General features: G+C 44.0%; 4 protein-coding genes. 3 read left to right on the top strand and 1 reads right to left on the bottom strand.

Annotated elements, in window-relative coordinates:
* The first annotated feature begins 23 nt into the window (after positions 1-23).
* From QUA78_RS29730 to QUA78_RS29720, 3 genes are all read left to right on the top strand, one after another.
* Positions 24-1,310 carry an ATP-binding protein gene (locus QUA78_RS29730; protein WP_333304903.1) on the top strand — a complete coding sequence of 429 codons (1,287 nt, stop codon included), beginning with the start codon at positions 24-26 and terminating at the stop codon, positions 1,308-1,310.
* 59 nt (positions 1,311-1,369) lie between these two features.
* Positions 1,370-6,793 carry an AAA family ATPase gene (locus tag QUA78_RS29725; RefSeq protein WP_333304901.1) on the top strand — a complete coding sequence of 1,808 codons (5,424 nt, stop codon included), beginning with the start codon at positions 1,370-1,372 and terminating at the stop codon, positions 6,791-6,793.
* A gap of 171 nt (positions 6,794-6,964) precedes the next feature.
* Positions 6,965-12,301, top strand: coding sequence for an AAA family ATPase (locus QUA78_RS29720; RefSeq protein ID WP_333304898.1), 5,337 nt, complete (start codon positions 6,965-6,967; stop codon positions 12,299-12,301).
* Positions 12,302-13,100: 799 nt separating this feature from the next.
* Here QUA78_RS29720 and QUA78_RS29715 read toward each other — a convergent pair.
* Positions 13,101-14,243, bottom strand: coding sequence for an IS4 family transposase (locus QUA78_RS29715; RefSeq protein WP_333304896.1), 1,143 nt, complete (start codon positions 14,241-14,243; stop codon positions 13,101-13,103).
* Between the last annotated feature and the right edge of the window lie 189 nt (positions 14,244-14,432).

The raw sequence follows: 14,432 nt of genomic DNA, 5'->3' as shown, positions 1-14,432 counted from the left end.
AATCATCAATTTTTCTTTGACACATCTTCTCAAATCCCCTTGACAACTGCCATACAAGCTTAACTTGTTACCAATGGAGTGCCATCATAATTCACGATCTGCATGGCAATGTGCTGGATGTTAATAACCGACTGCTAGAAATGTTTGGTGTGGAGCGAGAGCAAGCACTGCAATGCTCGATCGTGGATGACTATTCTACACCGGATAATCCGTTCCATCTGTTAGAAGACTGGTGGACAAGGGTCTTAGCTGGGGAAACAATTCAATTTGAGTGGAATGTCAGAAAAATTGATTCTAATACAGTCTTTGAGGTCGATGTCACGCTCAACCGCATCATCCTCGATGGCAAAGCAGTGATTCTTGGTAATGTGCTGGATATTAGCGATCGCAAACGCGCCGAAACTGAACGTCAACAAAAGTCTGAAGCTCTAGAAAAGACTTTACAAGAACTCCAACAAGCTCAAATTCAACTTATCCAAGGTGAAAAAATGTCAGCTTTGGGTAATTTAGTAGCTGGTGTCGCTCACGAAATCAACAACCCTGTCGGCTTCCTGACTGGGAATATTACCCCAGCCTTAGATTACATTAACGATTTGTTTGGGTTGCTCGAGCTAGTGCAGCAAAAATATCCTCAACTACATCCAGCAATTCAAGAAGAAATCGAAACCATTGAGCTTGACTACATCCGGGAAGACTTACCCAAGTTAATTGAATCGATGCAAGAAGGCGTGAAGCGAATTCAAGACATTAGTATTAGTCTGCGGACATTCTCGCGTGCTGATAGCGATCGCCCCGTGGCCTGTAATATTCACGAGGGCATTGATAGTACAATTATGATCCTCAAGCATCGTCTGAAAGCCAACGACACTCGCCCCGAAATCAAAGTTATTAAGGACTATGGCGATCTACCAAGAATAGAGTGCTATGCCGGTCAATTAAATCAGGTATTTATGAATATTTTGGGGAATGCAATCGATGCTGTGAATGAATCAAATATTGGACGGAGTTATGCAGAGATCAAAGCCAATCCCAATCAAATTATTATCAATACAGAATTATCGGGCGATAGACAACAGGTAGTAATTCGGATTAAAGACAATGGTATTGGCATGAGTGAAGCGGTGCGGGATCAAGTTTTTGATAATTTATTTACTACTAAGAGTGTGGGTCAAGGAACGGGTTTGGGATTAGCGATCGCGCGTCAAATTGTGGAAGAAACTCACGGTGGAAAATTGAACTGTACTTCTATACTGGGAAAAGGAACAGAGTTTATCATTACCTTACCAACTCAAGCGGAACACAAAAGTTAATTTTTCCTGGCATTTCAACTCATTTAATCAATTACTAACTCATAAAATATCAAACAACTATGAACGTGAATCCCTCCGACCAAAACAGTAATTCTCCCACAATCATTCAAATTCCCAACTATCAAATTATCGAAAGAGTTTATTCAGGAAGTCGAACCTTGGTATATCGGGCTATCCGTACCAATGACCAATTACCTGTGGTCATCAAACTGCTGAAAAATGACTATCCCACCTTTAGCGAATTGGTACAGTTTCGCAATCAATATACTATTGCCAAAAATCTCAACTCACCGCTAATCGTCCAAACCTATAGCTTGGAACCCTATCAAAATTGCTATGCGTTAGTGATGGAAGACTTTGGGGGAATTTCTCTTGAAGAATGGGGGGTGAAAAGGAAAAAACTCCTTTCTTTGAAAGAGTTTTTGGAAATTGCAATCGCACTTTGTAATACCTTAGATATATTGTACGATAATCGCATTATTCATAAAGACATCAAACCCAGTAATATCTTAATTAATCCCGAAACTAAACAAATTAAATTAATTGACTTTAGTATTGCATCCTTGTTACCACGAGAAACCCAAGCACTCATCAATCCCAATGTATTAGAAGGGACACTTGCTTATATTTCCCCAGAACAAACAGGACGAATGAATCGGGGGATTGACTACCGGACTGATTTTTATTCTTTAGGTGTGACTTTCTACCAATTACTGACAGGAAAATTGCCTTTTGAATCAAAGGATCCGATGGAGTTAGTACATTGTCATATTGCAAAAAATCCACCGGAATTAAGGGAGAAAAACGGAAAAGAGATCCCGCAAGTTTTCTGTGATATTGTCATAAAGTTAATAGCGAAAAATGCTGAAGATAGATATCAAAGTGCCTTGGGACTGAAAGCTGATTTAGAAAATTGTTTACATCAACTTCAAGAAACTGATAAGATTGAGGTCTTTGAGATTGGGCGACGGGATATGTGCGATCGCTTCCTCATCCCCGACAAACTCTACGGACGAGAAACCGACGCAGCAACCCTGCTCCAAGCCTTTGAAAGAGTTAGTAATGGTGCAACAGAAATGATGCTAGTGGCAGGTTTTTCTGGAATTGGTAAAACCGCAGTGGTGAATGAAGTTCACAAGCCAATTGTCAGACAACGGGGCTACTTCATCAAAGGTAAATATGACCAGTTCAACCGCAACATCCCGTTGAGTGCCTTTGTGCAAACCTTACAGGACTTGATGGGACAACTATTGAGTGAAAGTGATACTCAGGTGGCGCAGTGGAAAGACAAAATCCTCTCAGCTTTGGGTGAGAACGGGCAAGTCCTAATTCAAGTCATTCCCGAACTCGAACAGATTATAGGCAAACAACCTGCTGCTCCAGAACTCTCAGGTAGTGCCGCCCAGAACCGCTTCAACTTGCTATTCCAGAAATTCATTGCCGTATTCGCTAAAGCAGAACATCCTTTAGTGATGTTCCTCGATGACTTGCAGTGGGCAGATTCAGCCTCATTGAGCTTGATGCAAGTGTTGCTGAGTCAAAGCGAGGTGGGCTATCTGCTGACGATCGGGGCATACCGAGATAATGAAGTCTTCCCCGCTCATCCACTAATGCTGACATTGGAGGAGATGAAGAAAGACTCAGCAACTATCAGCACCCTTACCCTCACCCCGTTAAGTCAATCTCACATCAATCGTTTGGTTGCCGACACCCTCAGTTGTTCCACAGTTCTAGCGCAGCCGCTGACAGAGTTAATCTATCAAAAAACCAAAGGCAACCCTTTCTTTGCCACGCAGTTTCTCAAAACCCTGCATCAGGAGGGCTACATTGCCTACGATCTGCAAGTCGGACACTGGCAGTGCGATATGGTAGCAGTGCGATCGCTCTCGCTCACTTCTTCGGATGTGGTGGAGTTCATGGCGCTGCAATTACAAAAGTTGCCAGAAGCCACTCAAGAGATACTAAAGCTAGCTGCTTGTGTAGGAGCACAGTTCGATCTGGAAATATTGGCGATCGTTTCAGAAAAATCGCCAACCGATGCCGCAACAGCATTGTGGAAAGCCTTGCAGGAAGGCTTGATTTTACCCACGAGTCAGATTTACAAGTTTTTTCAGGGTGCGGGACAGTCTGAGGCAGAGGATACAGTTAATCCGACCTATCGATTTTTGCACGATCGCGTCCAGCAAGCCGCCTATTCTTTAATTCCTGCCGACCAGAAACAAGCAACCCACCTGCAAATGGGACAACTGCTCCAGCAAAAGCTCTCAGAAATAGACCGAGAAGACAAGATTTTTGATATTGTCGGGCATTTAAATTTAGGCATAGAGTTAATCGCGCAACCGCAGGAACGGCAAACTCTAGCACAACTGAACTTAAAAGCGGGAACTAAGGCCAGAAGTGCGACCGCTTATGCTGCCGCAAGGGTTTATTTGCAAAGCGGGCTGGAGTTACTTTCGCCAGACTGCTGGGAAACTCAGTACGAATTGACGCTCAATCTGTATGTAGCCGCCGCCGAAGCCAGTTACTTGAATAGTGACTTTGAGGGCATGGAGCAGCTTGCCGCATTCGTCTTGCAGCAGGCACAGACGATTCTCGACAAAGTGAAAATCTACGAAATTAAAATCGCAGCACACACGGCTCGTAACCAAGCATTGCAGGCGATCGCAGTCGGTGCAGAGGCGTTGAAGCAATTAGGGGTAGATTTCCCGACAGAAGCAGACTCAGCCAGGATTGGCAGTGCTTTACAGCAGCTAAACCAGCAACTCCAGGGCAGAGAAATTGCCGAACTGGTTGATTTGCCCGCGATGAGCGACCCCAATGCTCAAGCCGCCATCCAACTGTTAGGAAGGTTATTTTCAGCCGTGTACCAGGGGATGCCGGGATTGCTGCCTCTGTTGGGCGCGACGATGGTGCGGTTATCCCTGGAGTTTGGCAATGCCCCCGCCTCAACGATCGGCTATGTGGCTCACAGCATGGTACTGTGTGCCTTTTTCGGCGAAGTCGAAACTGGCTATAAATTTGGTCAATTAGCACTCTCGGTGCTGGAGCGGTTGAATACTCAAAGTATGAAGTGCATCACTTTGGGGATGTTTGGATTTTTCATTCAACCTCACCAGGAAGCGTTGCGGGCAGCACTTGTGACGTTGAAAGAGAGTTACAAGGCAGGTATGGAAACAGGCAATCTGCTCAGTGCGGGCTACGACATCGGAAGCTACTCCCATCTGGCTTTTTTCGCAGGTGTAGAGCTAGATATGTTGGAACCCGAATTAGCAGCTTACAGTGCTGCTATGGCTCAGATGAACAATGATTCAGCGCGTTTTCTTTTGGACATGACGTGGCAAACGGTAAAGAATTTGCGAGAAACGGTGAGCCAGCCCGATCGCCTAATGGGTACTGCCTATGATGAAACCGTGATGCTGCCCAAGCACCAGCAGGATAACGAACTCATGATGATTGTCGTTGTCTACATCTTCAAACTGCTGCTTGCCTACTCATGCGGCAATTATCCGGCTGCTGTGGATATCCTCACCCAACTCAAGCCCTGTTGGATGGTACTGTCGGGAACGGTTTTTATTCCCATTTTCCATTTCTATGCGGCGCTGACGCATCTGGCACTCGTGCCCACCGGGTCAGAACCAGAGCAAACTGAACAGTTGACTGTGGTTGCTACCCATCAAGCGGCTTTGCACCAATCGGCGCACAATGCCCCGATGAATCACTTGCACAAATGGCATCTAGTGGAAGCAGAGCGATATCGGGTGTTCGGTAACAAAGCCGCTGCCATTGAGCATTATGACCAGGCGATCGCGCTGGCTCAAAAGCATCTGTTCACCAACGATGCAGCTTTAGCCAATGAACTAAGTGCTAAGTTCTATCTGGAATGGAACAAAGAGCGTATCGCCCAGGAATACATGACCCAAGCCTACTACGGCTATGCTCGCTGGGGAGCCAAAGCCAAAGTTGCAGACCTAGAACGTCGCTACCCGCAACTGCTGGCTCCTAGCCTCGGGCAAGCTCACTCTGCCCTCTCGGTCAACGAAACTGTCTTTGCAGTGGGAACCGTCACTTCCACCAGTTCCTCCTCCACTGTCTCCGATTCCCTCGACCTCTGTGCCATCCTCAAAGCTTCTCATGCTATTTCCGGTGAAATCGAACTGGGAAAACTACTTTCATCGTTGCTTTCGATCGTCATCGAAAATGCTGGAGCTGATAAATGCGTGTTCATGCTCTTGCGAGACGATCGCCTCCTAATTAAAGGGTCAATTACCCTGGGGTCAGAGCCAGTCGTGTTGCAGCGCCTTCGGGTTGAAGAAAGTCAGGATATTCCTTTGAAGCTGATTTACAAAGTCTTGCACTTCAGGCAGACTACTGTGCTAGTTAATGCGACGGTCGATCCAACCTTAGCCAATGACCCGTATATCGTTCGTCAGCAGCCGAAAAGTATCTTGTGTAGCCCAATTTTGCATCAAGGTAAATTGATGGGCATTTTATATCTAGAAAATAATTTAGCAACTGGGGCGTTTACCAGCGATCGCGTGGAACTCCTCAATTTACTTTGCGCTCAAGCGGCAATTTCTATAGAAAATGCCCGACTTTATGAGCGATCGCAAACCTATGCCCAACAGCTAGAGCAAGCCTTACATGACTTGCAGCAAACCCAATTGCAAATGATTCAAAGCGAAAAGATGTCGGCTTTGGGGAACTTAGTTGCTGGCGTTGCTCATGAAATTAATAACCCCGTCGGCTTCTTAACTGGCAATTTGAATGAAGCCAAACGCACAGTTCAAGACTTAACAGAACATCTAGCTTTGTATCGCACCCAAGCATCTGCTGCCAACATTGCCGACCATGCGGTCGAGATTGATTTAGACTATATTATCGAAGACCTGCCCAAAATGATTGACTCGATGCAATTGGGCTGCGATCGCATCAAAGGTATCAGCACGACGCTCTGCACGTTTTCTAGAGCCGACAAAGACTGCAAAGCGCCCTTCAACATCCACTCTGGCCTCGACAGCGCAATCTTAATTCTCAAATATCGATTGAAAGCCAACGATCGGCGACCCGCAATCGTTGTAGTGAAAGACTACGGCAATATTCCCGAGATCGAATGCTTCCCCGGACAGCTTAACCAGGTGTTTATGAACATTATAGCCAATGCGATCGATGCGTTGGATGAGTCAAACATTGGGCGGCATTTTGCGGGAATAAAGGCTAACCCTAATCGAATTAAAATTATCACTTCCGCGGAAAATCAACAGGTAAAAATTACCATTTCTGATAATGGTAAGGGAATGAATGAATCAGTCAAACAAAAAATATTTGACCATTTATTTACGACCAAGCTAGTGGGAAAAGGCACAGGGTTGGGATTGGCGATCGCACGGCAGATTGTAGTTGAGAAACACGGCGGCACAATAGAGGTAAATTCTGTATTGGCAGAAGGGACGGAGTTTACAATTTTATTGCCGATGAAAGGATAAGATTATCTTGATAGATGGCAATTTTTCTGTTCAAAAGTTAGAAAGAGTAGAAGCGGTAGAGTCTGTCTGCTGGAGATCGCTGTTCAATCATCGTTAGACTCGACAAATAAAAGTGTATACTTACTTACAACAGTCAAAGTCTAACATGGAGTAATCCAGAGGAGTACCGCAGTGGATTTTACGAACGGAATTTCTGGATATCATCTGGTTGAGCAATTATACTGTGGTTCGAGAACCCTAGTTTATCGAGCCTTCCGAGAAACAGACCAGCTTCCAGTTGTCATTAAACTATTAAATCGAGACTATCCCAGCTTCAGCGAACTGCTGCAATTCCGCAACCAGTACACCATCGCCAAAAATCTACGTCTGCCTGGAGTAGTTGAACCCTACAATTTAGAGTCCTATCGCCACAGCTATGCCTTAGTAATGGAGGATTTTGGCGGTATTTCTCTGCGAGACTACGCCCAAGAACGATCGCTGACTCTAGCAGAAATATTGGAAATAGCCATTCAAATAACTGACATTCTTGACGGACTGTACCGAAACAGAGTCATTCACAAAGATATTAAGCCAGCTAACGTCCTCATACATCCCGAAACCAAACAAATTAAACTCATAGACTTTAGCATCGCCTCCCTACTTCCAAGAGAAACCCAAGAAATTCAAAATCCCAACGTTTTAGAAGGAACCCTCGCCTATATTTCTCCCGAACAAACTGGACGAATGAACCGAGGCATCGACTACCGCACCGACTTTTATTCTCTGGGAGCCACATTTTACGAACTGCTGACAGAAAAACTGCCATTTGAATGTGACGACCCCATGGAGTTGGTTCACTGTCATATTGCCAAACAACCTCCTGCAATAAACAGGAAAGAAATCCCGCAGGTGGTTTCGGATATTGTCATGAAGCTGATGGCAAAAAATGCCGAAAAACGCTATCAAAGTGCCTTGGGATTGAAGCATGACTTAGAACGCTGTTTGCAGCAGTGGCAAGAAACTGGAAAGATTGAAACTTTTGAGTTAGGAACGCGGGATGTATGCGATCGCTTCCTGATTCCTGAAAAGCTTTATGGTCGAGAAGGAGAAATACAGCAACTTTTAGCAGCCTTTGAACGAGTAGCACAAGGGAACAGCGAAATGATGCTCGTTGCAGGCTTTTCCGGCATCGGAAAAACCGTTGTGGTCAATGAAGTTCACAAACCCATTGTCCGAAAGCATGGCTATTTCAGTAAAGGTAAATTTGACCAGTTCAATCGCAATATTCCCTTTTCGGCATTTGTGCAAGCCTTTCGCGATTTAATGACACAATTGCTCAGTGAAAGCGATCTCCAACTCCAAGCATGGAAAACCAAAATTTTAGCAGCACTCAGTGACAACGGTCAAGTCATTATTGAAGTAATTCCCGAACTAGAACGGATTATCGGACAACAACCCGCAGCCCAAGAATTATCAGGGATAGCTGCTCAAAATCTGTTCAATTTACTCTTCCAAAAATTTATCTCGGTCTTTACTACAAAAGAGCATCCCTTAGTGATGTTTCTGGATGACTTACAATGGGCGGATTCGGCATCTTTAAAGTTGATGCAGTTGCTCATAGGTGAATCCCCGTCCAGTCACCTGCTACTAATTGGAGCCTATCGAGACAATGAAGTTTCCGCTGCCCATCCCTTGATGTTGACCCTAGATGAAGTCACTAAGACAGGGGCAACTGTCAATACCATCACACTTGCACCTCTGGCTCGAACCAGTTTGAATCAATTAGTAGCAGATACGCTGAGTTGTTCTCCTAAATTAGCAGAACCGCTGACGGAATTGGTGTATCAGAAGACAAAAGGAAACCCATTTTTTGCTACGCAGTTTCTCAAAGCCTTGCATCAGGATGAATTGATTATTTTTGATATCAAAGCAGGCTATTGGCAGTGCGATATCAGCAAAATTACAGAAGCAGCCCTCACGGATGATGTGGTTGAATTCATGGCGCAGCAGTTACAGAAATTACCCGTGGAAACTCAGGATGTTTTAAAATTAGCCGCTTGCATTGGCAATCAGTTCGATCTGACAACATTAGCAATTGTTGCCCAAATTTCGGAGACTGAAACGGCAACGGCTTTATGGAAAACTTTACAGGAAGGTTTGGTTTTACCTCAGAGTGAGATTTATAAATTTTATGTAGGGGAAGAAGACAATATCGATCGAGCTACTTCTCAAACAGTTTCCTATCGCTTCTTGCACGATCGCGTCCAACAAGCCGCTTATTCTTTAATTGCTGCTGACAAAAAACAGGCAACTCACCTGAAAATCGGGCAACTGTTGCTCCAGAATACCCCGATTCAAGAACGGGAAGAGCAAATTTTTGCCATTGTCAACCAATTGAATATAGGATTGGAGTTAATTTCTCAACCAGCGGAACTCGAAGAACTGGCGCGGTTGAACTTGACGGCAGGACGGAAAGCCAAAGCATCCACAGCCTATGTGGCAGCAGTCAAATACCTGAGTACGGCGATGGATTTGCTATCGAGCTCGCGCTGGCAAACTCAGTACAATTTAACCCTAGAAATCGTTGTGGAAACGGCAGAGGCCCAATATCTCAACACCAATTTCGCAGCCGCAAATACCTTAGTTGAAATGGTATTGCAGCACGGGAAAACGCTGCTCGATCGCATCCCCGCTTACGAGATTAAGATCCAAGTTCATATGGCGCAACACCAAGTGAACGATGCCATTGATACGGGATTGCAGGCATTAGAACTGCTGGGCTACCCCGTTAACCTGAGCGAGCAGGAATTTTTAGTGAAACTACCCGCTTTAGAATGCCTGGAAGACTACCCCACAATGACTGACCCCGCACAACTAGCAGCCATGCGGATTCTTAAAGTCAGCTTTACTTCTGTTCTAGTAGGCAGACCGCAAATTCTGCTGCCAGTAATCGTCAGACAAGTGAAACTTTGTGTAGAAGGCGGTCACTCTCCTCTGGCATCAGCAACCTATGCTTGGTATGGCACGCTCTTATGCGGCCCTTTGGGCAACATTGATATCGGATATCAAGCAGGGCGGCTGGCACTGCAACTGCTCAAACACTTTGAAACCAGGGAACACAAAGTTGTTACCTATAATATGTTTTACACCTTTGTCCACCATTGGAAGGAGCCTTTACGAGAAAGTTTATCTCCTCTTGCCGAGGGGGTACAGATTGGGCTAGAAAGCGGGAATTACGAATATACAGGTTACTGCATCACCAACTATTGTTTCTACATATTCCTGGCGGGACAAAATCTAGAAACTGTTGAAACCGAACATAAAAAATACCATGAATTGTTGCTGTATTTGAAATGGCAACACTCTATTTCTATCTCCCAAATTTGGTATCAATTATTGTTAAATTTGTTGGGAAAAGCGGTCAATCCACTCCAGTTAAGTGGTGAGATATTTGACGAATCTACCATGTTGTCAAACCTCCTTGAACAGAACGATCTCATTGCTCTGTTTCATGCCTTTTTAGCAAAGACGATTCTGTTCTATCTGCTCGAAGAGTTCGAGCCAGCAGTGGAGAGTGCAGCTAAGGCAGCGAGTTACTCTAGCGTTGGGTCAGAAAATTTCGTCAATTTGCACTTCTACCAATCCCTAGCACTGCTGGCGAACTACCCCAACGTCAGTTCCCAAGAGCGATCGCATTACCTAAGTAAGCTTACTAACAATCAGGAAAAAATGCAGTGTTGGATGCAGCACGCTCCGATGAACTACGAGCATAAATATCATCTGGTAGAAGCGGAAAAACATCGAGTTTTCAATCAAAAAACAGAAGCCATAGAATTCTATGACCTGGCGATTAAAGGAGCCAAAGAAAACGAATACCTCCAAGACGAAGCGATCGCCAACGAATTAGCTGCCAAGTTCTACCTAGATTGGGACAAAGAAAAAGTTGCCGCCAGCTATATGCAGGAAGCATATTACTGTTATGCCCGTTGGGGTGCCGCAGCCAAGGTTGAAGACTTAGAACAACGCTATCCCCAATTACTTCATCCCATCCTGAATCAGCCCAAACTTCGCTTTAATCCTCTAGAAACGCTGGCAACGATTAGCCACTCTTCGCAGACTTCCAGTAATAGCAGCACCAGTATTTCCGAGGCCCTTGATTTCGCATCTATTGTGCAAGCTGCTCAAGCTTTATCCAGTAAAATTCAGCTTGATGAATTGCTCGATACCCTCAACCAAATTATTTTGAAAAATTCTGGGGCAGAAACTTGTGCTTTGCTACTCCCCGATCGGGATGAATGGCAAATCCGGGCAATAACTCACATCAATTCCGATAACCAGACACCCACAACTCTGCTGCAAAGCCAACCTCTGGATAACTCTGTGGGGATTCCGCTCAAGCTGGTTTATTATGTCAAACATACCCTGGAAACTGTGGTTATTGAAGGTGGCCAAACCGAGATTCCGGGTTTAATGAATGACTGTACGCTCCAGTATCAGTCTCAGAGTATGCTATGTACTCCGATTCTCGATCGCGGGAACTTAGTTGGCATACTTTATCTCGAACATCGATCGACAAAAGGAGTGTTTACTCGCGATCGCCTCCTCATCCTCAACTTCCTCTGCACTCAGGCTGCCATTTCCTTAGAAAATGCGCGATTGTATCAGCAAGCGCAGGATTATGCCCACCAGGTTGAACAATCTCAACTGCAATTAGTACAGAGCGAAAAAATGTCGGCGTTGGGCAATTTAGTAGCCGGGGTAGCCCATGAAATTAATAATCCAGTCGGTTTTATTTCTGGGAATATCCATGAAGCGATCGCCGCTGTCAAAGATCTTACAGAATACTTGCAGCTCTATCAAGAAAAATTTCCCAGTCCGGGCGAGGAGATTGAAGAAAAAGCAGAAGATATCGATATCGAATATCTCTTAGAAGATTTACCCAAAATGTTGAATTCGATGCAAGTCGGGTGCGATCGCATTCAAGGTATTAGCACCAGTCTTCGTACCTTCTCCCGAGCCGACAAAGATTACAAAGTTCCTTTCAATATTCATGAGGGAATTGACAGTACACTTTTGATTCTCAAACATCGATTGAAATCCAACGAACAGCGTCCCGCTATTGAAGTAGTCAAAGAGTACGGGAACCTGCCACCAGTTGATTGCTTCCCCGGACAATTAAATCAGGTGTTTATGAATATCTTTGCCAATGCCATTGATGCACTGGAAGAATCAAATCGGGAACGGAGTTTTGAGAAGATCAAAGCCCAAGCCAATTGCCTCACGATTCGGACAGAAATGAAGTCTTCTGAGTGGGTGACGATTCGCATTTCTGACAACGGCCCAGGGATATCAGATGAGATAAAAGCAAAGATTTTTGACCACTTATTTACCACCAAAGGTGTGGGGAAAGGCACGGGATTGGGTTTGGCGATCGCACGTCAAATTGTGGTTGAGAAACACGGCGGTATGCTAGAGGTAAACTCAACTTTAGGTCTCGGTACAGAATTTACAATTTCACTGCCATGTTGATCGTTAGCGCGGTGTTTTTCTACTCCCGGGGAGGTTATAAGTGGGTGATTGAGTTGCAGATTGGCGAATTAAAACAAGGGTAAATTCGGCTCTCTAAAAGTGGGGTTGTTGATAAATTAGACTGCTGTTAAACTTTTAAGAAAATTCAGCAGCAATTCATTCGCCTTATTCTTTTACAGTCAACTTAAAGCCTCAAACTACATTACTTTTGAGATCAAATCTGTTAGCATCGGAATTATTCATATCTCTCTTCTCGTCATCTGCGTGAATCAGCCTCAATCCATTGTCATCTGCGGCCCGAGAAATTATCTTTTTTTAACCGCAGATACAGGCAGATCAACACAGATTAACGCATATGAATTAGATCTATTCCGGTTGCACCGTCCGTAATTGTTGAGTGTTGACTGGATTTTTTCAGGGGGCGACAATGAGGTTAAAGCGGTTGCCCTATAAGCTTTATCGCCCTCATTCCCTTCTGAGAAAATAACTGTTTATTGCGAACAAAAATCAGCCTAGACTCTACCCACTTCTGACATTCGTTAAAAGCTATCAGCCAATTTTCGCCATATAAAGAAATCCAAAAGTTGCTATGTCTTCTGCTATTTCTACCCGTCTCTTGAGGACGAAAAACATACTTTTCCTGTCCCTGAAGCTTAGTTATTTTTCCTTGTAACCATGCCGAAGTCATAAGCTGTCAAACATCTAAACTGCATTAACTAAGTTACCTTTATTTTTTACTTTTCGGTTCCATTTCATAATTAGTTCTCCTTCATTTAACCTGGGGGGGTGACAAAGAGGTCTACGAGATAGACTGTATAAGGGTTGCGGCCCGCATACCTTGTTGATAAAAGCGGCGTTTATTGGGAGTTAACTTCATTAACTGTTCTACCTCGTCAGAATATTGTTCGAGATAATTGACCCACTTTTCTCCATCTAAACCAACACCAAATGTACTCCGTCTGGGATATCTTTTTTTAGGTTCTTTGCGACGAGATACATATTTTTGTACCTGCTTTTTTTTCAGTTCAGTGCCTTGAAATATTGCTGAAGTGTACGCAAGTGTCATGAGCAAAATCATGTTAATAAGTCGGTCTCCTTTTAAGCTGGTTCCTTCAATATCGTAGCCTCCTGTTTTACAGTCTCGGAACATTTCTTCAATACCCATCCGCTGCTTATAAGCATTGATAGCTGCCGGCAATGACCCTAAATCTGTGAGTATAAACCACGCTTCATCAACCTTCCATTCCCCATAGTTCCTTTTCCACTTACAAGCAAGCTCAAATCCGGTCGCAGGTCGAGTTTTCCTCACTCTTTTACCTTGAAAATATAAAGAGGTTCCTGGCACTATTCCTAATTCATCTAACCGTTGCCAAACTAAATGTTCCGTTTCGATACAATGATTTTTTTTCAGTCTTAAACAAAAAGATACACCCTTTTCCCTTAGCCAGTTTCCCAAATCTACAGAACAAAATTCACGGTCTCCTAAAACGATGACTTTATATTCTGAAAATAATGGTAAAACTTGCTGTAAATGGGTTGTTTGTGATTCAAAGTTACTGTTTCCCAATTTGGGCAACAGTGACCAGTATAATGGAATTGCTCTTCGCTCCCAGATCAGGCTAACCATAAAGAGATTAATGCGGCCCCATTGACTGCGGTCGATTGCGATTGATAAAGTTTGACCAACACGGCAATAAGTAATCAACCAATAAGTAATTAATGGGAACCAAATTAGTGAGATAGTTAAGTGAGGCAAATCGAGAAATCTTTGTAGTTTTCTACGCCGACTTTCTGTTGTAATTGGATAGGGAAATACCCGCGAGAGCCGTTCTAATCTCACTTGTTTTTCTGATTGTATCAAGGGTAGCAAGATTTCAATCAGTTTAAATTGAGCTGAACTTAGTTGTTTTTTTAAATGAATGAGGTAGAATGTTGGTATCATTATTTTTGAGATAGGCAAGCGTGTAACAATTATGCTGCCTATCTTTTTTGAGCAGCGGATTGGCTCAATCCTTACAAAGGTATGGGTTTCAGGCTGGTTGTTACCCCCCCAGCATTTAACAATTTATTTAACAGAACCTCTAGTTTTTCAATGGATTCAAATAATCTATTAGCAACATATTCCTTAGCC

This window comes from Microcoleus sp. K4-B3 (assembly GCF_036704615.1).
Taxonomy (GTDB): Bacteria; Cyanobacteriota; Cyanobacteriia; order Cyanobacteriales; family Microcoleaceae; genus Microcoleus.
Note: the sequence above shows the minus strand (reverse complement) of the source record. Positions and strands in the feature narration are given on the sequence as shown.